We start from the raw sequence: 23634 nt of genomic DNA, 5'->3' as shown, positions 1-23634 counted from the left end.
ATGGACAGGAAGGCACTTATAATCACGGCTTCGATTTTGATAGGGCTGGACTCATCAATAATAATCGATCATTTGGGTATTCATATACCCCTAGCCAGAGAAGTTTTTGGCTTTATTGCCCTAACGTTTCTACCCGGATATCTCCTTTTGAAGATTTTAAGAACAAGGGTGGAGAGTATTTCTGAAAGCATCTTCATGACAGTTGCCCTGAGTATCTCCACTGTAATGTTCATGGGCATCTTTGCGAACTTCATTTATCCGTTCATTGGAATTAAGAGGCCAATAACATTAAAGCCACTTCTGGTAACGTTTAATGTCATTGTGGTATCTCTCCTTGTAATCCAACAGAATAGAAGCCTGGAGACTCAAGAAAACCTGTCAAAATTTCCCAAAATAACAAGGTGGGATCTCTTCTTCCTGCTTTTGCCTTTGTTTTCGCTTTTGAGTGCATACATGTTCAGCTTCTATGGAGACAACCGAGGATTGCTGGCCCTGTACTTTGTTATCTCACTTACTCCTATTATTTTTATCAAGGTAAAAAACTTCAACAGGGCTTTTGCCATATGGTCAATAGCCATCTCTCTCATGTGGTCAACCGTCTTTGGGGTGTCCTGGAACTATATATGGGGGTATGACATAAGCGGGGAGTATTACTATGCTCATTTAGTTTTGAGACAGGGAATGTGGAATGTTTCGACATACTATCAGTACAACACTGTTGCAAGCGTGAACATCTTAGCCCCGCTGTACTCTTTAATCCTAAACATTGGCATAATCCCGATTTTCAAGATAATTTACCCTCTAATCTTTTCCATGGTTTCGGTAATACTCCTGAAAGCTTATGAACGGCTCTTGGGGAAAAAAATCTGGGCCGAGCTTTCGATACTCTTTTTCATGTTTCTATTCACCTTCTTTACAGAAATGATGGCTCTTGCAAGACAGATGATCGCAGAGTTGTATCTTGCCTTAATGGTTTATGCTCTAATAAAAAGAGTGCATCCTCTATTGCTGCTGATTTTTGGAACCTCCCTCATAGTTTCCCATTATGGAACTGCCTATATGGTCATGTTCGCCCTGCTATTTGTTATTCCAGTTAGCTTAGCCAAAAAGAACTCAATAATAAAGGAAAGCTATGTAGTATTATTCTGGTTATTTACCCTCCTATGGTATCAATATGTGGGAGGAGGATTTGAATTCCACAAACTGGTTGATATCGGTTATTTCACTGTCATAATGCTAAAGAACATCCTCAAGCCCCAGTACTCTCAGGGACTCGCAATTATCGCGAGCAAAACAACACTCACAAGAGAAATAGCAAAGTGGATAAACTTGATTGCTCAGGGTTTGATTTCAATTGGGATGGTGGCAGTGGTTTATACTCTTATCAAACAGAAAGAGAGGAAGTACATCGAATTCTATGTTCTATCCTTTGTGTTTTTTGCATACGATGTCGCAGGTGTAATAGTTCCCTTCTTTGCGAATAGATTAAATGCCACCCGTTTATATCAGATCACGTTGTTCTTCTTGTCTCCTTACCTTGTTATTGGGACTGCCACTATTCTCAAGGGGTTTCGCAAGCTATTCAGAGTTAAGCTCGATCATGTTAACATTAGACGCATGACCAAGGCGCTGGCGGGGTTTTTATTAGTGTATTTCCTATTTAACTCTGGTTTTATGCTCGAAGTTACAAAAGATCCACAACCTGTCCTATGGCTGGATAAATATCATTCTCCATCTTGGAGCCCTGCTGAGATAACAGGAGCGAGATGGTTGAAATACTATACTCCCGAGGGTAATGCTGTGTGGTTAGGTAACTTTAAATTCCCACTCTTTCTTGGATTGGGGATGAAAACTAAGAGTTTTGGCAAAGAGCCACAAGTTAGCATCTATGCACATAACGGAAACCAGTATGTGTATCTTGGAAAAGAAACGGTATTGTTTAAGGAAATTGAAGCGTTTTATTTTGATATTGGAGGAATCCAGAGGCATCAATTCGTTCCTCTAAAGCAAACAAAGTTGTGGAAGCAACTGTATGATTTTAACAAAATATATTCAAGCAATCAGGTTTGGGAATATTATGTTTACAGGTGATCTCTTTTAGTGTACTTTTCTTCCTCACGATTAAAGATTAAATCCTTCACACTATTAACTATTCTAACATCCAAGTTTTCAAAATGTCTGTCAAAAGTATAGATCTCCTCTATCCCTCTCCTTTTCATCAAAATATAAGCAAGGGCATCGTTGATACTAACTCCCTTCTCCTCCGCCAGCAAAACGCTTTCCATATAATCCTTATCGCTAACCTCCTCGACAATAACGTTTCCCTTTATCAACACATCCTTCAGGAAAGAGACTGCAAAGCTGAGATTCGCAGCATCCTCCAGTACGTTTGCAACCTCGCTTAAATGTGCCACCGTTGTTATAACCTCTTCCCCCTCGTTTATCCGATTGAATATCTCTTTTGAAACCCTTTTTATCTCCAGCTCCTTCTCGTTTAATTCTCTCTTGGGTTTTAAAACTGCGTAGATGAAAACATTTGCATCAATGAACCTCATTTCTTCTCCCTCAGCTCCTTTCTCAGTTTGTGGTAATCCCCAAAGTTATCGACATCCACTTCCACCGAATCCACGTATTTGGACAGGTCCACATCCCTTGGAAGGATTTCAACTTTCCCCTCCTCTTCAATAACCACCACTTCATCCCCCTTTATCCTTCTTCTCCATGAGATGGGTAATACAATCCTGCCCTGGGAATCTATTTTTTTGATTTCCACTTTCATTTTTAGTCACCAATTTATAATTTGATCTTCCACTATTTAAACTTAGCCTCCGTCACTTGTCCTTTCAGTTGAGGATTATGATTAAAACCCTTGGGTTAAGGTTTCATCCAACATAATCCTTCACCATTTTAATTACCGCGTCCATGTTTGCATATTCCCAGCTCCCGAATCTTCCAATACTCTCAATTCCAATTTCATTTAAATATTTAAAGATGGCTTCGAGATTATTCCTGTAATCAAGATCGTATATAACGTAAGCGTATTTAAATCTGTGGACCGTTGTTAGTACAACGTCCTTTTTGTCCATAATTCCCAGCTTATGGAGATTCTCCACTGTTATCCCGGCGATCTCATCATCCTTTATTCTACTTATCTCATCCCCTTCTCTATATGTAACTTCAGCCAAGATTGAGGACTTACCCGATGGAGCAACGTGGGGGGAATAATTCGATGGAAAACTAACCCTGTGCGGTAAGATGTCCTTATCCGGAATATAAAGCCAGGAGAAATCGTTGAGCTTTGATCTATCAACGCCAATCCCGACAGTAATAAGGGAATTAAAGTTTAGATTATTCACGGCTTCAATAATTTCTTCAGGAACATCATCTAAGGACTTAATCAATTCTGGTATTGGGATGGTGGAGATCACTCTGTCAAACTCAAACTCACACTTGCCATTCGATATTATCCATTTCCCATTTTCCTTTTTGATACTCTTAGCTTCAAAATTTGTGACGATTTTGTCTTTTATTGGTCTTTCCAAGGCTCTGGCTAAGCTCTGGATTCCACCGAATTTTGGGTAGTAAAAGTAAAGCTGGTGGGTGTACCCCTCGGTTGAGATTCCCAGGGAGGATTTTATCACGTCCTCAATCGGTGGATTCGGGATTCTCTCAACCCAGACTGTGCTCATCTTATCAAGCGGATACTTCCATATTTTCTCGTTGTAGGGGATCAAATACTTCTCGGCAATCCCCTTGCCGAAGGTGTAATAAAACCAGTCTTTCATGTTTCTTGGAGGTTTCAAAAGCCCCTTCTCCTTTGCGATTAGATTTTGGACGAAGTAATACAGGCACTCGAAGTTGTCCTGCTTTGGCAGGTCAGCCAGTCCATTTTCAAAGGGGTACTTCACATAACGACCTTTGTAGAGGATTTTTGTATTCCTGCGGTTTTTGACCACGTTATCACCAAGGAGGGACGCCATGAAATTCAAAATCTCTCTATCCCTCGAGAATATTATGTGGGAGCCGCCAACGTCAAACGTGAACCCTTCAATTTGAACAGACTTAAGGAGCCCCCCAGTCTCAGGGTTTTTCTCCAAAATTAAAAAGTCGTATCCCCTCTGGTTTAAGAAATATCCCAGAGAGAGCCCCGCTAAGCCACCGCCGAGGATTCCGATTTTCATTTTTCATCACCCTTTAAGAGCACCTTTGAATAACTTCTCTACTTTGTCTACTGTATTATCCCATGTAAATCGCTTCGCTGTCTTTGGCCCTTCCCTCCGGAATTGTTCTCTTAGGTCTTCATCATTTAACAATCTCAATATTGCTTCAGCTAATGCTTTGGGATCTTTAGGCGGAACCACTAATGCATTCTTCCCATGGAATGCATAATCTTCCGTTCCATACCTCGTAGTTACAACGGGTGCCCCACATGCCATTGCCTCAAGTGGTGGGAGTGGGAAACTCTCATACCAAGAAGCAGTTACAACCACATCAGCAGAGGAATAAAGTTGCGCCAGTTCTTCGTCTGATGGTCTTTGAACGAACTTATATGGAACTCTTGATTCATAAGTTGGCTTTTTGGCACCATACACTACAAATTCCACATCATTTCTCTGTTTCATTACAACCTCCATTGCCTTCAATAACTCTGGAAACCCTTTCCACCGTGTTTGTTTTCCAAAGGCAATAACTCTTAACTTGTTACTTTCTTTTTCAATCTCTCGAGGATAAAAGACATTGTGATCAATAGCTGGATTAACTATAGGTGTCTCGACCCCATATTTTTCCTTCATAATGTTATGAAGCCATATGGAATTTGAAATCTTGTTTAGAGGAAGGTGATATGTTCCTTCCGCCAATTTCTTTAAAAAAGCATCATCAAAAAACAGCGGTTCATAGTGTTGCATGTGATAAAAGGGGACACCTTTTTCACTTGCGAATACTGAATATGCAGTGAAGCAAAAGGTAGCCACATTTATGTCAATATCATCTGGAGTAGCTTCTGCAAGCTTCCTTATTTCAGCTTGGGGGTAGGCCTCAAACCAATGGTTTTTTAGGTATTTTCTAATCACGTATCTTGCCCCAAGAATGTACTTTGGCCTTTTAACATAGATTGTCCTGGCTTTTAGTGGAAACCACTTATGGTCGTTTTCTCTTCCGAGAGATGTTATTGTTACCTCATGTCCTCTCTTAACTAGGTGATTTGCTATTTCCAGTATTACCCTAACTCCACCAGTTAAGCCAGTTCCAAACATGGTGTAGTTAATTTTCATCTTGCTTTCACCCCTTTGAGTTCCTTTATAATTTTCTTATCAGTTACATCTACACCATTTAGAGCATAATAAGTTATAAAGTATATCGTAATGCTTGATCCTATTATTAAGAGCAGGTTAAGCCTCGGAAAGAACCATATGAATGCTCCCATTATAATAGAAGCAACCATTGCTCTGCCCATGTGAATCAAAATGAGAGGCCCAAAAAATTCAGTTTTTCGAAAAGTGTAGAAATAAAACAACGTTACAAACAATTCTGTTGCTAAAGTTGTCGAACTTGCTCCCACGTAGCTCCATTTTGGAATAATGATTGCATTCAACACAGTATTTAAAACGGCTCCCATTGCAGTAATCTTTGTTTCTACTCCTTGCCTGTTAGCTGAGCGAACCAGCTGTCCATAGGGCGAACTCAAATAAATACAAACAACACTCCAGACCAGAATCTGCAGGGCTTTTGCAGATGGTAAATATGCTGGACCAAATATAAACAGGATTATCCTATCCGCCAACAGTGTGGTTCCGACGCCGATTGGAAAGGCAAGCATGCTCATATATTTAAAAGATCGCTCAAAAGTGAATCTCAACGAGTCTTTTGAGTCCTTAAAAAACCTCGACATCAATGGATACAATGAGGTGAAATAAATGCCCGGAATGACCAGTAAAATCAATACCAACCGGTAAGCCGCATTATACCACCCGACAACTTCATCCCCCTTCATGTAGGAGAGCATGACGGAATCAATCCAATAGTAGATTGAGACAAAAACCGCCGTCAATGCAAAGGGCCACGCTTCCCTTAAAGTACTCCTCCAAAAGCCAACGTCCACCTCAACCTTCGGCTTTAAGAACTTCCATGTGGTTATAATGGCATGATACACAAGAAGTATCAGACTCACAGCAAGAGGAATCATTGCAAAGTGTACAACGTTCAATCCTAGTTTGATCGCGATTACTGCAAAAACCAGAGAAAGCGCACTCCCCAATATCTGTCCAATGGACATGAACTCCATCCTCTCGAAAGCCTGGTAAACATCGTTGAAAAGGTTGTTAATCCCGTTCACTACAGTTGATAGAGTTATTATATACACAACCTTCCTTGTGATATCAGGATAGCCCAAGAGGTATACCACTCCAAAAACCAACAAAAACGTCAAGACGCCAAAAGTTAACTTCAGCACAATTCCATTAGCCAGGTACTTTTTAGCCAGGCTTTTATCCCTCGCAACCTCTCTAACGGTCAAAGGATCAAGGCCAAAATTTGTTATAACACCAAAAATCCCGTTCAAGGCGAGGGCAAACGCCAGAATACCATAATTAGCCGGGCCCAGATACCTCGCAGTATACATTACGTAGAAAAAGCCAAACAACATGCTCAGGATTCTCGCAGTTATAAGTACCATCATATTTTTTGCTATTCTCTGGACAGTGTTCATGATTGCACCCCGCTCAGGGATTTGATGAGACACTTAGCTTTTTAAGAATTGCTGTATTATCCACTTTTCAGTATTAACGTTTTTAAATCAAAGACACTTAATACTCTCATGCACGGATTAATCAGAGTGTTAAAAGAGCATGACCTATGGTCATCATATATTATATCCTTCGTAATAAGTGTGGAGGTAACGCAGGTCTTTTTAGAACTAGGATTCTTCCAAAACCTTAACCCCCAAGACACCAGATACTTCCTGAGTGCATTGGCTCAAGTAGAAGGGGCAATTATATCCATATACATAACCATGATGCTCGTTGGGATTCAGCTCACTCTAAAAGAATACTCAGAGGTCGTTCTTGATGTCTATAGCAAAAATTGTGAATTTTGCCTGGTGTTTATCTCCTATGTAGCTTCCATAGTCTTTACGCTAATATTGTTGCAAAATGCAGAAAACATTGCCACTCTCTGGATACGTCTGGCTTATCTGTGGGGCACATTTAATCTTCTAATTGTACCTCTGTTTATATATAATTTATATATAATTCCTTTATCCTCTTTAATCCAAGAAAACTCATTGACAGATTTTTGAAAATTTATAGTATTAACGATGAGGGTACTCTCAAGAAACTCTCCAGAATATCCTCTAGGAGCATGCAATCTCAGAATGTAGAGGTTACCGCTTACATCCTTCAAAAGATTGATGAATACGTTCGAACTGACTTTTCAAAAAAGTTAGAAACAATAGGAAAAATGGTAACAAAAAGAACAGAAACAAAAACAGAGCAGGATTTAAATGAGTTCAAAACAATATTAAACTTTAGTGAAGAATTAGCCTTTTGGATGCGTTTTATTACCTTACATACCATTGATCAATTTAACACGAGCAGGATAAGTCAGAATGAGGCAATATGGATATTGGATATAATACACCCAATCTTTAGAACTCTCTTTACTGACATTATGATTACTCTTTACCCCATTTATTCCTCTTCAGATGTCAAGCCGGAAGTCAAGAGAGATCTTGAACGTTCTCTTGAGCAATGCCTGCGGGAGCTGGAATTGATAGTAGAACGACTGCAAGAAGCCCCTCCAGAAATAAAAAGGGAGGAACTCAGAAACTTTTTAGACGTTCTACCTTATAATTTTATTAACTCCTTAACCGGTTATGATTATCTTGTCGAAAGAGCCAAAAGGCTCCAAGAAATTTTAAAGGACGACAAAAAGAACAATAACTCCCTTTAAATTTCCCGAAAATCTTTTTACACTGCTAAAAATAATCCTTTTCACTTAAATATTCCCTCAGCCCCTCCTTCCATCCGGGCATTTTTAAGCCGATGTCGTGAATCTTCGCGTTCTCCAGGGCCGAGAACCCCGGCCTCCTCGCCAGCCTGTTAAGCTCGCTCGACTTTATGGGTTTCACCTCAACATCCCACTCCAAAATCTCAAATATTGCCTTTGTAAATTCATACCACGAGCAAAAGCCTTCGTTCACCATGTGATAAACTCCAAACTCCGGTCCGAGCTTTAAAAACTTCCCCAGGGTTCTGGCGACGTCCATTGTGTAGGTGGGGCTCATGAACTGGTCGTCCACTATCCTTAGCTCCTCCCCGCGCCTTGCCCTTTCGATAACCCACTCCACGAAGTTACCTCCCTTCCCGCTCGCACCGGCCTTCCCGTAGAGGCTCGCCACACGGATGATATAGTGCTTTTGAGAATAGTTCCTCGTGAACACCTCCCCGGCCAGTTTACTCACCCCGTAGACGTTTATCGGGTTGGGAACATCTTCCTCAGTGTAGGGCTCGCCCTTCTCTCCATCGAAGACGTAGTCCGTGCTGATGTAGACATTAATAGCATCAATTTTGTTGGCTATCCGTGCAACATTCAAAGCTCCGATTGCATTAACTTGAAAGGCTTTCTCCGGGTAAAGCTCGGCATCATCCACCCTTACGTACGCGGCCGTGTTGATGATGACGTTGGGCTTCAATTTCCTCAGGACCTTCAGGGTTTCGGGGACGGTGACGTCCAGATCGGCGTGGGTTAATGGAATGACCCCGAAAGCCGGATCCTCCCCGAAGGTTCTTACCAGATCCGTCCCCAATTGACCTTTGGCTCCGATTATTGCGACCCTCATCTTCAACCACCGAGTTTGATTAGTTTCATCCTTTCAATTTTTCCAAAGAGTGATCATTCCACGTATTCCACTTTAATTCCGAGCTTTTTTGCAATTTTCCACTGTTCCTCATCACTCGTTAGGAGACCTCCGTATTTCTTTGCTTGGGCCAAGTAGAGCGCATCGTAAACCGGAATCCTCCAGTCAATCGCTATCTTTGCGGCATCCCCGAGATAGCCTTCGAACGGCTCAAAAATCACAACGTCCTCCCTGAGCTTTTTCACGGCCTCAAACATTACCTCGACCTCTTTTTTTGATATCCTCCGGTATAACACGTGATGCTTCCAGATGGCGTTTGATACTTCAGCCAAAGCCAGAGTTAAGGAGTATGGATCGTCCAGCAGGTATTCCCTAACCCTTCTCCAGTTCTCCTCCCTCAAGATGTACTTGGTCAGGGAAGATGCATCAATTACTATCACGGTCCTCCCTCACGTACTTTCTCGCGGTTCCTTTCTCTGTTTCCGGTAAGCCTGCAAGCATTTTATCGATCTCCTCCAGGGCCTTCTTTTTCCTGTATTCTCTAACCTTGGCTTCAATGAATTTTCTGATTTCTTCGCTCCAGTTAACGTCAACCTCCTTCATCTTCCTCTTGAGCTCGCGGGGGATCCTTATGCTGAGAACTTCCATATACGACACCCGAATACAATTTCGTATTACAAACATATAAAAATTTTGAGGGCTAAAACAGTTCGTCCCTCTCAATCAGCTCTTTCAAAGTTGGCCATCTCCCATCCTTCTTAGAGACTATCGGCTCATCGATTGGCCACTGAATGTTTACATCAGGGTCGTTCCAGATGATTCCCCCTTCATAATCAGGCGCGTAGATGTTGTCCACTTTATAGATCACTTCGGCTTCGTCGCTCAGCACGAGAAAACCGTGGGCAAAGCCCCTCGGGATGTAGAGCTGGTATTTGTTATGCTCCGAGAGTATGACGCCAACCCACTTTCCGAAAGTCGGCGAGTTCCTCCTCAAATCGACGGCGACATCATAGATTACTCCTCGAATACAGCGGACTATCTTTGCCTGAGCGTAGGGCTCTCTCTGAAAGTGTAATCCCCTTAAAACGCCGTACTTGGACTTTGAATGATTGTCCTGGATGAACTCCCCCCTGATCCCGGCTTTCTCAAAATCTGATTTTTTGTAAGTTTCCATAAAGAATCCACGCTCATCCTCGAAGACTCTGGGTTTTATCAGGATGACGTCTGGAATCTCCAGCCGTTTGAACTCAAAGGGCATGTTACCACCCCAGCTTCCAGGGCGTTGGGTGGAGAACCTTATCGTTCACCAGCGGTCTCCACCAGTCCTCGTTTTCGAGGTACCAGTTAACGGTCTTTCTGATTCCTTCCTTAAAGGTGTACTTCGGGCGCCACTTCAAATCCCTTGTTATCTTCCATGAATCAAGGGAATAGCGCAGGTCGTGGCCGGGCCTGTCCTCAACGAACTCGATAAACTCCTCGCCTTTATCCATGAGCCTCAGAATCGTCCTGACGACTTCAATGTTGGTCTTTTCCTCTCCGGCGGAGATGTTGTAGATCTCCCGTGGTTCACCCTTCAGCAGGACCTTCTCGATCGCCCTCACGTGATCCTCAACGTAGAGCCAGTCCCTCACGTTCTGGCCGGTGCCGTAGACCGGAACTTTAAGCCCCATGCTGGCCCTTATTATCGTCTTCGGGATTAGCTTTTCGGGGAACTGGTAGGGGCCGTAATTGTTGGTGCACCTCGTTATCGAGGCATTCAGATTGTAGGTCCTCGCATGGCCCAAAACCAGCATATCACCCGCAGCCTTGCTTGCCGAATATGGAGAGGATGGCATTAGCCTATCTTCCTCGGTAAAGGAGCCTTTCTCTATATCTCCATAGACCTCGTCTGTCGAGACAAAAACGGCTTTTACCTCTGGATTGTACTTCCTAATTGCCTCCAAGAGAGTGTAAACTCCAAGAACATTGCTCTCTATGAATGCATAAGGATTCGAGATGCTCCTATCAACGTGTGATTCGGCTGCAAAGTTCACAACGGCGTCAACTTCCTTAATTAGCCTTTTTACAAGATCAAAATCGTTTATATCCCCTTTAACAAAAGTATATCTCTCATCATCCTCAATATCCTTCAGATTTGCCAGGTTTGACCCATAACCGAGCTTGTCTAAGTTTATCACTTCCCAGTCGGGATGCTTTTCCATGATGTAACGTATGAAGTTGCTCCCAATGAATCCCATTCCACCTGTTACCAGGAGCCGCATCATTCCACCTCACAGTATCAGCCTTGAGTTATCACCTATGACCAGCTTTCTACCCAATGGGTGGGACGTGCTGTTTATTATCCTCACGCCCCTCCCGATTAGGCTTTCGACGATCCTGCCGGCGTTCCTTATCTCGCTTCCCTCCAGCACTATGGAATCCTCTATCTCGGTGTTCTCGATCACAACGTTATCCCCAATGCTGGTGTAGGGGCCGATGTACGAGTTCTTTATCCTGACGTTCTTCCCGATAACCACGGGACCCTTAATGACCGTGTCTTCATCTATTACGCTGTCCTCGCCGATGACGACCCTCCCGTGGATGCGCGCGCTGGTCTGCACCCTTACATCGGCCTCTATGTCGTCAAGGATCAGCCTATTTGCCTCCAGCAGGTCCTCCGGTTTTCCCGTGTCCTTCCACCAGTTCCGAACCTTCGTCCATCCTACGCGGTAGCCTTGATCTATGAGCCACTGGATCGCGTCGGTGATCTCGAGCTCGTTCCTCCATGAGGGTCTTATGTTCTTCACCGCCTCGTGGATGACGGGTTTGAAGAAGTAGATCCCGACCAGGGCCAGGTTGCTCGGCGGCACCTTCGGTTTCTCAACCAAGCGACGTATGGTCTTCCCGTCCTCACTAATCTCTGCGACCCCGAACTGCCGGGGGTTGGGGACCTCACAGAGCAGAATGCTCGCGTCAAAGTTTCCCTCCTTGAAGTGCTCCAGGTGCTCTACGATGCCCTCCCTGAGGATGTTGTCGCCCAGGTACATGACGAAGTCATCGTCGCCGAGGTAGTCTCGAGCCACCAGGATGGCATGGGCCAGTCCCTTGGGCTCGCCCTGATAGATGAACTCGATGCGGGCGTCCCAGTCCCTGCTTAAAACGGTTTTCTTCACCTGCTCGGCGTTGGGGCCCACGATGATTCCGATGTCATGGATCCCGGCCTCGATGACGTCTTCGATGGCGTAGAACAGGACAGGCTTGTTCGCAACCGGGATCAACTGTTTCTGTTGTGAGTACGTTAAAGGCCTGAGCCTCGTACCGTGACCCCCTGAGAGAATAAGGGCCTTCATGTCATTCCACCGCCCCCTATACAACCTCACAAAATAAAAATCTATCGTGTGAGGTTGGACCTGAGGAAAATACTGAGCTATGAAATAAGAGCCTGTAAAGGCCAGCAGGTGTCGTGCTCAACAGGCTCACTTTTCCAATTTATTAATCCGGCTATGGCACTCCATGATAAAGATGTCAAATGGTGGGCTCGCTAAGGCCAAGTTGAGATGCCGCACTCCAAAGTGGAGAAGTTCCTCACAATTTCCCTTTCATATGGTTAAGTCTCCCTCCTTACAGGCACTATCGCAACCAGCTTGCCATCCCATGCAGTATAAACACTCCATTATAACTACAATCCCCTTCAGGATACGGGGATACAATAATAAGTCATGTACAGAAAAAATGGGATAAGGGTTGAGTCAGGAACTCACGCAGCAGGCAGTGGAATTGGGCTTAGACATGGGGCCCCTTAATACTGCGGTGAGAAGGCCAAAGAGTTGACTCCTGAGCAGGTTGCTGAAATGGCCTTGTACGCCTATCTATTCATTAAAAAGAGTGGAGGGCTCTGGAGTAGCAGACTTCTTTTCTTCGCCGATGACTTTTGGGATGAGTTCTGGAGTCTATGGGATGCTATGGAGGACCATGCTTTATGGAAGAAAGATCGTTGCGAATACAACCGCAACGGCTACTGCCACTATTGGAGATGGAGCGAGCCAGTGTTTGGAGAGGGGAATTGAGAAAATTTAAAGAAAATGGAGAGACTTTCTACAGGGTGAACGTTGATAGGTTTTACATGTTCTGCGCCGCCTGCCCGGCTTATAAAGAGAAGAATAGATAGGTATCAGTATTCTTGGTTTTGGGCATAACCGGAATAATCCAGTAGAGGATATAATGCCACTCCATTGAGAGATGAACCGAGATAAAGGGGTTAAACTCCGGTTGTACTTGACTTTTCCATTCACTTAAAGAGTTCTTCTATCTTGAAGTGCAGGCTTTCAATGAGCTCCTCCCAGTTAGGACTCAAAGTCTTTTGGATGAAGTGGTTGGTTGAATTGCCGATTCCACGGGCATTTTTCTTTGCCTGGGGCAATTTAACAATCAATTCGTTCCGAAAATCTCCCTTAATGTGATAAAACTTTGTGATGAGCTCTAGGACTCTCAGGAACTTATCCGAATGAGAAGGCAATCCGCCAAGTTTTAGAAGATAATTGAAATCTTCGCTTAAATTTTTCTTACAGAGAGAAACCCACAATGAGAGCCATTTGAGCCTCAGACGGAAAACCTCTCCAGAACCCTCGCAAGGGGTTCAACGTTCCATCCCAACCTCTGACCAACCGCCCTCAGCAGAGCAACGTCCTCGGGCTCCACGGTCCTCAGAAGTAGTATAATTACCAGGTACACCAAAAAGGATAGCCCCACCAGTAGAAGGGCCATGAGAAGACCCACATCAGCTGGAGCCAAGAGCATCAGTATCGGCACGATCACAACGGCAACGGCAAGCTGGCGGAGGTAGCTCCTTCCGAAGGGGTGGATCTTAGTCCTGAGGTAGAGCCACCAGGAGCGGAAGAGGTTCGCCACTACGTACGAGACAGACGTCGCCACGGCGGCCCCGTTGATCCCGTAACTGGGTATCAGCAGGGCGTTGAGGATCACGTTGAAGGTCGCGGCGAAGATGTTACCAACGAGGTTGGCGTTTGGTTCTCCGATGGCTACTAAGCTCATCCCGTTGAGGCCAAGGAAGGTGTGGAACATGAAGCCCACCGCGAGTATCTGAAGGGCAGTGGAGGCGGCCGAGTATTTCGGACCGAAGAACCCGGTTATGGTGGTCTCGGGAAACACCACGAGCAGCGTGAAGAGGGGAAACGTTGGCAGGAAAATCCAGCGGGTTATTATCCGGTATATCCTGTTGAGCTCCCCCAATTTACCCTCGGTGTAAAAAGCGGTGGCTATTGGCATGAACAGGAAACCGGCGGAGCCCAAAAACACGGGGATAAACCTGGCCAGAGGTGAAGCGGAGTTGTAGAGACCAACGACATCGGAGTTGAGGTAATAACCCAGCATCAGGGTGTCCGTCCAGTTCATGATGTACTCCAGTATTCCAGTGAGCATCAGAGGCGCGGAAAAGACTACCAGTTCCCTGGCCAGCCGGGAGCTAAAGGAAAGCCTGAGCCGGAGGATACCCAACCGGAGCATCTCAAAAAGGAGTGCCGTGAAGGTCGCCGCCTGGGCAAGTACGTATCCCGTGAAGAGAGTACCAAAATCCAAACCGCCAAAGACCACAACAAGGACAACCAAGAGATACAAGAGCGGCGACAGTATTCTCTGGTAGTAGAAGTTCTCACGGACCCTGTTGAACCCCCTGGAGATCGCAACCAGGAGCGAAGTCAAAGCCAGAAAGGGCATCGCAGGCGCGCTCACCCTGAGGGCATATTCGAGCAACCCATCATGGAACAGCAGGGAGATGTAAGGGGCGAGGATAACGTACCCCACGGCAACTGTGAGGGAACTCACCAGAACGATGAAGAACGCCGTGGATATTAGGGAAGTAACTCTTTCAGGGGCCTCCTTTCGGTAACGGGAAAGTTCCCTGGTGACCCCGCTCGACAGACCGAGCATGGCGATAACCAAACCCACGCTCAGAATTGTCAATGCCAGGTTGAACGTTCCGTACTGGCTCCTTTCAAAATACCTCGCTATAAGCGTCCGGGATGTAAACCCCAGGATAACCCCTATTATTCCCCCGAAGAACACGATGCCCGTACCCCTCGCCATCCTCTGAAGCGCGCGGTTGACCTCATCCAAGCACCTCAACCTCCCAGCAGGGTGAACAGCCCAATCAGCAGTATCATCACGTTCATGGCCCTTTTAAGGTTCTCCCCATCGGAGATCCTGCTGATGTGGGTCCCCAGGTAAACCCCGGGAACCGTCCCAAGGATCAGCGCTCCGGCGAGGCCGTAATCAACCCCGCCGATGCCCGCGTAGTTCAGAAAACCCATGGCGGAGAGCGCAAGCCCGTAGAGTATGGTGACCCCCACGACGTCCTTTGGATCGAGTCTGGCCACGTTCATCAGGGTGAAGCTCACTACAACGCCCGCCCCGACCGACGTGAACTGGACTGTCAGGCCAACGATGAAGCCGAGGAGGTAAACGTAGGCCCACCTCGGCCTCACGGGGACGTGTAGCTCTCCTTTGAGGATGCTCAAAAAGGCGCTGGTGACGAGGATGAGGCCGAGCAGGAGTGTGAGGTAGGCGTTGAGGGCTTCCCTGTTCAGCCCCCGCAGTATCAGGCCTCCCATGAAGACCGCGGGGATGCTTCCCACCAGGAGGCGAAGGGCTATATCGTACCTTATCCTGCCTCTTCTCCCGTGGAAGAACAGGCCAAAGACCCTCGTAATCGTGGCGTAGAGCAGGTCCGTTCCGACGGCCGTTAGGGGCTCGATGCCGAGGAAGATGAGGGGGGGGTCATCAGGGCCCCGCCGCCGACCCCCGTTAGGCCGACGAGGAAGCCCACGAGAAAGCCCAGACCCACAAAGATAGGCGGGCTCAAGGTTTTCCCTCCGGATTACGGCAGGTACCCGAGCTCCCGGGCCTTCTCTATTACCGCCTCGACCTCCTCCTCAGGCGTCATCCTGGAGCTGTCCACCCTCACCTCCGGGTTCTCCGGCTCCTCGTAGACCCCATCGTAACCCGTGAGGCCCTTTATCTCGCCCCTCATTGCTCTGGCGTAGAGCCCTTTCGGGTCTCGCTGGATCCTCACTTCGAGGGGGGCATAAACGTAGACCTCGATGAAGTCCCCTATCTCCTTCCTCGCGCGTTCGCGGACCGCTCTATAAGGCGAGATGAGGGAAACTATCGCTATAACCCCGTTCCTGCTCAGGAGCCTGGCCATGTGGATAACTATCCTGTTGTGCATCTCCCTCGCTTCCTTCGAGAAGCCAAGCTCCGGGTAAAGGGTCTTCCTTATCGTGTCCCCGTCGAGTATCTCCACGCGGTAACCCATCTCCCTGAGCTTCCTGGCGAGCTTCACCGCTAAGGTCGTCTTTCCCGCACCGCTCGGCCCGGTGAGCCATATCGTAAAGCCCTTTTCGATGTTCCTGAGCCCGTCCATTCCATCCACCTCGTTTCGAGCTGTGATTGGAAAACGAAGGGTAAAAGATCAGAGGATGCTCTTCCCGTGCATTTCCGCGAGGGGTTCTTCAATTCCGAAGAGCCTCAGCATCGTCGGGGCGAAGTCGTAGATGCTCAGCCTGGTTGCCCTGCTCTCGTCGAAGCCGGGGAGGTACATGGAGAACACCCCGAACTCGGAGTGGTTCGCGTCGTCCGGCCCCGTGTCGTTCTCCGGCAGGTAGTTGCTCGGGTGCCCGACCGTTCCCGCGGCGCGCCAGTTGAGGTTGTCGAAGTAGACCATCACGTCGGGCTTGTTGCCCCTCGCCACAGGATAGATCTCCTCCGGATAGAACACCTTCGTGTTCCACCCCTCCCCGTTCGGGCCGCGTATGGACTTTATCTGCTCCGCCACCTCGTCCCTCACCCTCTCGAACCGGGAGAGCGGTATCCTTCCCTCCCTCTCCCTGCCGAGCACGTTGAGGAAGACGCGCGAGTAGTAGCCGCCCCAGCCCCAGGCGGTTGTTTCCTTCCAGTCGACGTCGAGGCTCTCGAAGCGCTTCGTTCTGCCGTCGTGCAGCGCCTCGGGGTTCCTCACCTTCAGGAGGCCCTCCTCCGCCAGCCACTGGTTCACGGCGAAGTTGCCGTGCATGGCCTTTATCCCGTGGTCGGAGACTATGAAGACCGCCGTCTCGTCGAGGTCCACAAGCTCCAGGGTTTTCCCGATCTCCCTGTCCAAAAGCCTCCAGTAGTCTGGGATGACGTTCTCGTACCTGTTCCCCTTCCCTGGGTAAAGGTGATGGTTCTCGTCGAAGTAGCGCCAGAAGGCGTGGTGAACCCTGTCGAGGCCGATCTCGACGAAGTGGAAGTAGTCCCACTCCTTCTCCTGAATTAGATAGCGAATCACCTCGAACCTCTTTTCGGTCATCTCCCAGAGGCCTTCCTTCACCTCGTCCTTGGCCTCCTTCCTGAAGGGGACGTCGAAGATGTACTCGCCGACGAGCCGCTCTATCTCGCCCTTCAGCTCCTTCGGATATGTGTAGTCGACGCTCGCATCGGGGGTTATGAAACAGCTCACGAGGTGCCCCTTGATGGGCTTGGGTGGGTACGTCGGTGGCACGCCGACGATTACGGACCTTTTGCCCCTCTCCCCGAGGTGGTCCCAGAGGGTCTTCTCCTTCACCTTTTTACTGTGGGCTATCCAGTAGTCAGTGTAGGAGTTCCCCCTCCTGTGCCTGAAGCCGTAGAGCCCGAGCTCGCCCGGGGTCTTACCGGTGACCATCACCATCCACATCGGAATGGTTATGGCCGGAATGCCGGTCTGCATCGGCCCGTGAACGGATCTCTCGAGGAGCCTTCTAATGTTGGGGAGCTCGTCGTAGAAGCGGTTGAACATCAGCTCCGGAGGGGCCGAATCCAGTCCTATGACGAGGACCCTTTTCGTCCGGGCCATCCCTTCCCTAACCTTCCTCTCAAACTCCATCCTCCTCACCTCAGGTATTCTTCGATGATTGAGAGCACGTCGTTGGTTTTACCCTTCTCGCAGACGCACCCCATGACCTCCCTCTTGCCGCCGGTGTTGGTTCCGAGGGCCCTAACGCGCTCGATGAGCTCGGCCATGTCCGTCCTTTCCGCCTCCTCGCCCGAGACCCTGAAGTACACCTGAGCATTTCCGTGGAAGTTCCCGTTGACGACCACCGCGCCCCTGTACTTCATCTCCCAGACGAGCTTTCTGGCGACCTTCGAGATTACGTTGAAGGGACTCTCGAAGCGGACGATGGCGAAGCCGTTCCTCTCCTCGGGATTTGAGGTGGCTTCCTCAATGGCCTCCCTTATCGCCTCCGCTTTTTTCACCCACGGTTCGTACTCGAGGAGACCTTTGATATCGTTGTTGAGGAGAACCCTCACGGCCTCCTCCACGGCTTCCCTCTCCATGGCGATGTAGTTCGAATCCACGAGCTCGACGAGCCTTAAAGCTTCATCCCGCGAAATCCCCTCCCTCTCAAGGAGTGTCCTGACTTTTTCCAGCTCGAAAGCCCTCTCCCCGATGTCCCCGACGACACCGAGGGCGCTCCAGGCGTTCCATATCCCGAAATGCTCCGAGACGACGAGGGAACAGGAGGGGTAATATTCGCCTCCGAGCGACGGATTGACCTGCTCCACGAGCGGGTTCCGGATCCTCGGCTGGGTATGGTGGTCGATGAAGAGCGTCGGCACCTCAACCTTCTCCGCCTCACCCGGGACGTTGAAGTCCAGTACGTAGAGCCTTTTGGCCCTCCCAACGGCACCCCAGATGCGCTCATCAAAGGAGAACTCCCCTATGGGCGCCGTCATGTTGGTGAAGTCCTCCAGGGCGAGCGCTTTCACGAGGAGCGCCGCAGAGGTTACCCCGTCCGTGTCCCAGTGGTGGACGATTAGATTCACCTAACCCACCCCGCAAAAAAATAATGGGTCACCCAACGAAGGGGTTCTCGAAGCTCCTCACGACCTCGAAGACCTCCGGGCGCATCATGTACTCCGGGGGTTTCTCCCCCGTCATTATCATCTTCCTGAGTTTGGTGCCGCTTATGTGGACGTGGAACTCCTCGCCGTGGGGGCATATCTTCGCGTTTACCATGCCGCCGCATTTCCTGCAGTAGAAGGCCTCGCGGATGAACATCGAGGTTATCCCGAGGTCCGGGAACTCCTCGAAGAGGTCCCACGCATCGTAGGGGCCGTAGTAGTCGCCAACGCCCGCGTGATCCCTCCCCACTATGAAGTGCGTCGCACCGAAGTTCTTCCTCATTATGGCGTGGTGGATCGCCTCCCTCGGACCGGCGTAGCGCATCTCGTAGCGGACGGTCGCCAGGGCGGCCGCATCTCTGGGGTAGTAGTGCCTGAAGAGCGTTTCGTAGGCCTTGATTATGACCTCGTCCCTGTAGTCCCCCTTCTTCTTCCTTCCGAGGACGGGGTTGATGAAGAGCCCGTCGACGAAGGTTAGCGCCGCCTTCTGGACGTACTCGTGGCCGAGGTGGGGCACGTTCCTCGTCTGGAAAGCAACGATGGTCCTCCAGCCACGTTCCTTGAAAAGAACCCTCGTCTCGACCGGCCTGAGGGTGTACCTGGCGAAAGAGTTCGGGAGCTCATTGAGGAGCTCTATCTCGCCGCCGAGGAGATAGTCCCCCATGCCCATAACGCGGGCGACTCCCGGGTGGGCCGGGTCGTCGGTCCTGAAGACCTTGGTCGCGAATTCCCTCTTGTCGTAGGTGTATATCTCCTCAACGTGCATCCTGGCCACGGGGATATCGTCGTAATAGAGGAGCACCGCGTCGCCCTCGTCGAATGCCCTCTCCTTTACGTCGAGGACTATCGGGATCGTCCAGGGCGTGTCGTCGCTGAGGCGCATGTGGTTGAGTACATCCTGAAAGTCATCGCTCGTCAAGAAGCCCTTGAGGGGGGAGTAAACGCCGTGCGCGATGTTCTCGAGGTCTATGGCCCGGCCGTGCTCGATCTGGACGCGGGGGTACTCCTCCTGCTCGCTCAGGATCCTCTCGCGCGTCCTCTCGGCCACGAGCCTCCTGACGAGTTTGCCGCCGTGGGGCTTTGAGACCATGGTACCACCTCAAAAAGGAAAGGCCTCAGTCGAGGTAACCGAGGGCGCGGAGCCTCTCCTTGACCTTCTCTTCCTCCTCCTCTGTGAAGACCTCTTCCTTCTCCTCCTCTTCGAGGCTCGCCAGAACCTCGCGGAGAACGTATGTGACGTAGTCCGAAACCGAAGTAAACCCTGTGCCCTCTATTCTGGCCTTGATCTTGTCGTAGAGGGGCTTCGGTATGGAAACGGTCGTGTACTTCTTCTCATCGGCCATCCCAAACACCTCCTGCCTTAATGATATTTAATTACACTCGATACATGGGAGCAGGCAATATAAAGGTTTCGAAAAAGGCATGAGATCTGGAAGGTTAATCCCCTGTATCAGTACCGGACAGCACATCCGATATCCTGAAAACGCCCCTGTCGAGCACGGTCTTCTTCTGGGTGTAGGTGTAGCGGACGACGACGCTACCGTTCAGGTCGCCGGGCAGGATGAGTTCGTCCTTTCCCTTAACGCCGTACCATTTCTTGAAGACCCTGGTTCCATTGTCCAGGTAGCCGAAGATCCCAATCCCAGTCCCGGTGGCGTTCGTGAACCTAAGAACCACCGAGCCGTTCCCGGCGGCAACGACGACGTTGGGATGCTCGAACCGGAAGACCTTGACGTAACCGCCATCGGAGTAAACGGGCCTGTAATAACCAGGGTACTCATCCGTGAACATGAGCCTGGCGAGGGGCGTGTTGAAGGCCTTCCCGTTCATCAGGACGGCGTAGCCGTAGTTCAGGTTGATGTAAACGTAGGCGTCGGCGTTCGGCCTCCCTGTGAGGACCACACTTTCCAGGGACTTCCCCCGCTCAACGAAGACTTTCCCCGGTATCAGTACGGTTCCCCCCGCGTTGACCTGAACGTTCCAGCGATCCCCTTCGGGCACAGCCATTATCGAGTAACCCCCTGTGGAGAAGACGAGCACCCCGCCGGCGGAGACGAGCGGCATTGGAATCATTGCGTACTCTCGAGGCGAGGCACCCGCCGTCTCGAGCACCGAGCCGAACTTCAGCACGGTGTCGTAGGAGACGACCACGTAGTCAACCCCGAGGTTCATCAGGTACCTCCCGTTCTCCAGTCCGAGATAATACTTGGCAACGGCCCCATTGGGACCTCCCTGGGCGACGGGCGCCCGTCCGGCGAAGTACGTCACCCAGTGCCCCTGGTCCCACCAGGTCAGGACAACGTCGTTTATGCTGGAGCTCTCCCCGAGGTAGGTTAAAGCCCTCTCCCAGTGCTCGTCCGCCAGGGGTTTAACGCTCAGGGTGGTCCGGAAGCCCTGGTAGGCCCCCACGACAGGAATTAAGAGCAACAGCGCAGACAACGCCAGCGCGCCACCCTTCTTAAGCGAGAGCCTTGGACTTAAGACATCGTAAAGCTCGACCAGTCCGATTCCCGTCCCCAGCGCTATTGAGAGGGAGCTTATGAACAGGAACCTCGTCCACAGAAAGACCATCGGAAGCTGAACCACCAGGGTTCCGAGGAGGAGGAAATCCCTGAGTTTGGCCCTCGACGGGAGAAACCTCAGGGCGAAGAGCGGGAAGAGGAGGCCGGCTACGCCGTAGGCCTCCCACCAGTCTCCGAAACCCGTCCTCTGCGTCTCGACTATCGGGGACTGGGGGAACAGCCTCTGCAGGAGTTCGTTAACCGTCCCGTAGTACCTCACCGCCAGCCACAGGGCGAGAAGGAGTCCGATTGCAACGACCAGCGCCCGCTCCTTCTTTCCCCTGAGGAACCTCGATGTGATGAGAAGCACCACGATCGCCAGAACCGCCAGAGGAACGGCGTACTTCAGAAAAGCCAGCAGAAAAACGTCCTTCATCCATCCGAAGCTGAGTCCCAGCTCCTCGGCCAGTTTCCTGCCCAGCCACCTGTTGTGCCCAACCATGCCGTAGCCGAAGATCCCACCGAGGTAGTTGGCGATCAGGGCTCCAAGGGCGGTTGAGATCGTGAGAACGAGGGAATCGAGGAGGTACCTATCCTTCCTGAGTAAGAAGGCTCCAACCGCAAGCAGGAGGGTGTTGGCCAGGAGGAAGGCGAATATCGGGTAGTACGCCTGCCAGAACACCGCCGAGAGGCCGCCCGCGACGGCGGGGATAACGTAGATGATGAACCTCCTGTAACCCCACTTCCCTGGCCTCAGGGTGAGACCGAGGGCCATCCCGTAGAGCCCGACGCTGTACCAGAAGAGCATGTAGTTGTCCCCGCGGTAGTAGCCGGCCATCGAGCGGAAGACGTGGCCGAAGAGAACGGACAGGAAGAAGGCCGAGAGAAAGGCCTCCCTTTTACCGTAGAGCCTGAGGATGGTTAGATAGGTGAAGATCAGGGTGAGGACACCGAAGATGACGGGGGTCAGGCGAAAGGCGTTGAAGAGGGAAACGCCGAGTGGCTTCAGGAGTTTGTAAACGAAGGCAGGTGTCATCCAGAGGCCGAGGGGATGGAAGCTGTGAACCTGGTACCCCCATGGGCCGAGGGCGTAGGGGAAGAAGTTCACCCAGCCGTGGGTCAGGGCGTAGCGCGTGTAGGCAAGGTGGAAGTAGGGGTCGTAGCCGAGGAGGTACCTGAAGCGCATCGGGAGGAGGCGGACGGCGGAGGAGACGATAAGGAGGGTTAAGATGGCGTACTTTGGGGCTAAAATCAGGTCGACCGCCTTCCCGAGCCTCCTTCTAGGGTCTTCGGTGTCCATTCCTTCGCCCCCTCATTCTCCCCTCTGTATCTTTGCGTGCCCGCCGACGAGGCTCTTCCTCAGCTCGAGGTTCCTTATCTCGCACCTCTCGTCTATTATCGAGCGCCAGATGGTGGCGTTTCTTATCGTCGTTCCCCTGAAGATTATCGAATCGCTGACGTCGGAGTTCTCTATGAGGCAGTCCTCGCCGATGTAGGCGTAGGGCCCGATTATCGAACGCCCGAGTACCTTCGCCCCCCGCTTTATGACCACCGGCGGAATTATCTTCGAGTAGGGGCTTATCTGGATCTCCTCGATGTGGCTCTCCCGGAGTAATGTCTTCAGAGCCTCCAGGTAGCTGTCGGCGGAGCCGATGTCGTACCAGTAGTCGTCGAACCTGTAAGCCCTGATGTCAACGCCTCTCGACAGGAGCCACTGGATGAAGTAGCCCGGGGAGTCGCGGTTCCCGTTGGAGAGGTACTCGTCTATGAGCCCCATAACCTTCCGCGGAAAGACGTAGACGCCGGTGCTCACGAGAGTCGAGCCGGGCTCGGCGGGCTTCTCCTGGAAGGAGACTACCCTATCACCCTCAAGGACAACGACACCGTAGCGTTTCGCCAGCTCCAGATCGCCGACGTCGTAAACGGCTATGAGCGTCGTTCCGTCGTACGCGCCCAGGAACTCCCTGAGGGAGAAGGAGAAGAGGTTGTCGCCGGCTATCACGAGGTAGTCGTCGAGGCCCAGCTCATCAACGGCCCTCTTCATGGCCCCGATTGTGCCGAGCTTCTCCTCCTCGTGGAGCGTGTCCTCCACTATCAGCCCGACCCCGTACCTCTCGGCGTAGGGCCTGAAGTGCGCCTCGAAGAAGCGGTTCGTGGAGATGTACGTCTCGAATCCCAGTTCGCCGGCCTTCTCCAGGATGTAGTCGAGTATCGTCCTGTTCCCCACCGGCAGCAGGGCCTTGGGGTTGTCCTTCGTGATGGGCCACAGCCTGGTCGCGTAGCCGCCGGCCATTATGAGAACCTTCATGGTCACCACCGGGATAACCTTTAACGCTTGTAATTCCTGAAAGGGTACTCCCTAAA

General features: G+C 50.1%; 24 protein-coding genes. 4 read left to right on the top strand and 20 right to left on the bottom strand.

Translation table 11 applies throughout. The annotated features are described in order from the left end of the window. Positions 1-2091, top strand: coding sequence for a DUF2206 domain-containing protein (locus A3L02_RS01820; RefSeq protein WP_088863800.1), 2091 nt, complete (start codon positions 1-3; stop codon positions 2089-2091). Here the strand turns inward: A3L02_RS01820 and A3L02_RS01815 are convergent. From A3L02_RS01815 to A3L02_RS01795, 5 genes are all read right to left on the bottom strand, one after another. Then, positions 2082-2555 (bottom strand): type II toxin-antitoxin system VapC family toxin, encoded by a 474-nt coding sequence (locus A3L02_RS01815; RefSeq protein ID WP_088862350.1) that lies wholly within the window; start codon positions 2553-2555, stop codon positions 2082-2084. The two genes, A3L02_RS01820 and A3L02_RS01815, sit on opposite strands and share 10 nt — an antisense overlap. After that, positions 2552-2779, bottom strand: coding sequence for an AbrB/MazE/SpoVT family DNA-binding domain-containing protein (locus A3L02_RS01810; RefSeq protein ID WP_088862349.1), 228 nt, complete (start codon positions 2777-2779; stop codon positions 2552-2554). Before A3L02_RS01810 ends, A3L02_RS01815 begins: the two co-directional genes overlap by 4 nt. A 103-nt stretch (positions 2780-2882) precedes the next feature. After that, positions 2883-4181, bottom strand: a complete 1299-nt coding sequence (locus A3L02_RS01805; RefSeq protein ID WP_088862348.1) for a protoporphyrinogen/coproporphyrinogen oxidase — start codon at positions 4179-4181, stop codon at positions 2883-2885. 6 nt (positions 4182-4187) lie between these two features. Then, positions 4188-5273: a glycosyltransferase family 4 protein gene (locus A3L02_RS01800; protein ID WP_088862347.1), complete on the bottom strand. Its 1086-nt coding sequence runs from the start codon at positions 5271-5273 to the stop codon at positions 4188-4190. Beyond that, positions 5270-6706, bottom strand: coding sequence for a flippase (locus A3L02_RS01795; RefSeq protein ID WP_088862346.1), 1437 nt, complete (start codon positions 6704-6706; stop codon positions 5270-5272). Before A3L02_RS01795 ends, A3L02_RS01800 begins: the two co-directional genes overlap by 4 nt. 108 nt (positions 6707-6814) lie before the next feature. Between A3L02_RS01795 and A3L02_RS01790 the strand changes: the two genes are divergently transcribed. After that, positions 6815-7294 (top strand): hypothetical protein, encoded by a 480-nt coding sequence (locus tag A3L02_RS01790; protein ID WP_157895714.1) that lies wholly within the window; start codon positions 6815-6817, stop codon positions 7292-7294. Continuing rightward, complete coding sequence (locus A3L02_RS01785; RefSeq protein WP_157895713.1) at positions 7291-7947, top strand: hypothetical protein; 657 nt, start codon at positions 7291-7293, stop codon at positions 7945-7947. Before A3L02_RS01790 ends, A3L02_RS01785 begins: the two co-directional genes overlap by 4 nt. 25 nt (positions 7948-7972) lie before the next feature. On the opposite strand, the gene rfbD is transcribed toward A3L02_RS01785, so the two are convergent. From rfbD to A3L02_RS01755, 6 genes are read right to left on the bottom strand one after another with little or no spacing between them, the layout of a single operon-like run. Beyond that, entirely contained in the window at positions 7973-8836 is an 864-nt protein-coding gene (gene rfbD, locus A3L02_RS01780) for a dTDP-4-dehydrorhamnose reductase (protein ID WP_088862343.1), read from the bottom strand. Positions 8837-8889: 53 nt separating this feature from the next. Next, complete coding sequence (locus A3L02_RS01775) at positions 8890-9294, bottom strand: type II toxin-antitoxin system VapC family toxin (protein ID WP_088862342.1); 405 nt, start codon at positions 9292-9294, stop codon at positions 8890-8892. Continuing rightward, positions 9281-9502, bottom strand: coding sequence for a type II toxin-antitoxin system VapB family antitoxin (gene vapB, locus A3L02_RS01770; protein ID WP_088862341.1), 222 nt, complete (start codon positions 9500-9502; stop codon positions 9281-9283). The genes A3L02_RS01775 and vapB overlap by 14 nt, the downstream gene beginning before the upstream one ends. Before the next feature lie 52 nt (positions 9503-9554). Further along, positions 9555-10112, bottom strand: coding sequence for a dTDP-4-dehydrorhamnose 3,5-epimerase (rfbC, locus tag A3L02_RS01765; RefSeq protein WP_088862340.1), 558 nt, complete (start codon positions 10110-10112; stop codon positions 9555-9557). Between the two features lies 1 nt (position 10113). After that, positions 10114-11115, bottom strand: a complete 1002-nt coding sequence (gene rfbB, locus A3L02_RS01760) for a dTDP-glucose 4,6-dehydratase (protein WP_088862339.1) — start codon at positions 11113-11115, stop codon at positions 10114-10116. A gap of 9 nt (positions 11116-11124) precedes the next feature. Next, positions 11125-12183 (bottom strand): glucose-1-phosphate thymidylyltransferase, encoded by a 1059-nt coding sequence (locus tag A3L02_RS01755; protein WP_088862338.1) that lies wholly within the window; start codon positions 12181-12183, stop codon positions 11125-11127. Between the two features lie 477 nt (positions 12184-12660). Between A3L02_RS01755 and A3L02_RS01750 the strand changes: the two genes are divergently transcribed. Next, positions 12661-12900: a hypothetical protein gene (locus tag A3L02_RS01750; RefSeq protein WP_088862337.1), complete on the top strand. Its 240-nt coding sequence runs from the start codon at positions 12661-12663 to the stop codon at positions 12898-12900. A 532-nt stretch (positions 12901-13432) separates the two neighbouring features. Here the strand turns inward: A3L02_RS01750 and A3L02_RS01740 are convergent. The 9 genes from A3L02_RS01740 to A3L02_RS01700 form a co-directional block, all read right to left on the bottom strand. Continuing rightward, positions 13433-14965: a flippase gene (locus A3L02_RS01740; protein ID WP_088862336.1), complete on the bottom strand. Its 1533-nt coding sequence runs from the start codon at positions 14963-14965 to the stop codon at positions 13433-13435. Positions 14966-14970: 5 nt separating this feature from the next. After that, on the bottom strand, positions 14971-15573 hold the full coding sequence (locus A3L02_RS01735; protein WP_335755140.1) for a sulfite exporter TauE/SafE family protein: 603 nt from the start codon (positions 15571-15573) through the stop codon (positions 14971-14973). 152 nt (positions 15574-15725) lie between these two features. Continuing rightward, positions 15726-16271, bottom strand: coding sequence for an adenylyl-sulfate kinase (gene cysC, locus A3L02_RS01730; RefSeq protein WP_088862335.1), 546 nt, complete (start codon positions 16269-16271; stop codon positions 15726-15728). Between the two features lie 48 nt (positions 16272-16319). Further along, positions 16320-17750 (bottom strand): alkaline phosphatase family protein, encoded by a 1431-nt coding sequence (locus A3L02_RS01725; protein WP_088862334.1) that lies wholly within the window; start codon positions 17748-17750, stop codon positions 16320-16322. A gap of 5 nt (positions 17751-17755) precedes the next feature. Further along, entirely contained in the window at positions 17756-18691 is a 936-nt protein-coding gene (locus tag A3L02_RS01720; protein ID WP_088862333.1) for a DHH family phosphoesterase, read from the bottom strand. Between the two features lie 28 nt (positions 18692-18719). Next, complete coding sequence (sat, locus tag A3L02_RS01715; protein ID WP_088862332.1) at positions 18720-19859, bottom strand: sulfate adenylyltransferase; 1140 nt, start codon at positions 19857-19859, stop codon at positions 18720-18722. A 25-nt stretch (positions 19860-19884) separates the two neighbouring features. Continuing rightward, entirely contained in the window at positions 19885-20112 is a 228-nt protein-coding gene (locus tag A3L02_RS01710) for a ribbon-helix-helix domain-containing protein (RefSeq protein WP_054834271.1), read from the bottom strand. A gap of 94 nt (positions 20113-20206) precedes the next feature. Further along, positions 20207-22570, bottom strand: a complete 2364-nt coding sequence (locus A3L02_RS01705) for an STT3 domain-containing protein (protein ID WP_088862331.1) — start codon at positions 22568-22570, stop codon at positions 20207-20209. 12 nt (positions 22571-22582) lie between these two features. Next, positions 22583-23578 (bottom strand): nucleotidyltransferase family protein, encoded by a 996-nt coding sequence (locus tag A3L02_RS01700; protein WP_088862330.1) that lies wholly within the window; start codon positions 23576-23578, stop codon positions 22583-22585. Positions 23579-23634 lie beyond the last annotated feature (56 nt).

The organism is Thermococcus celer Vu 13 = JCM 8558, from assembly GCF_002214365.1.
Classification (GTDB): Archaea; Methanobacteriota_B; Thermococci; order Thermococcales; family Thermococcaceae; genus Thermococcus; species Thermococcus celer.
This window is presented reverse-complemented; position numbering and strand designations above follow the sequence as displayed.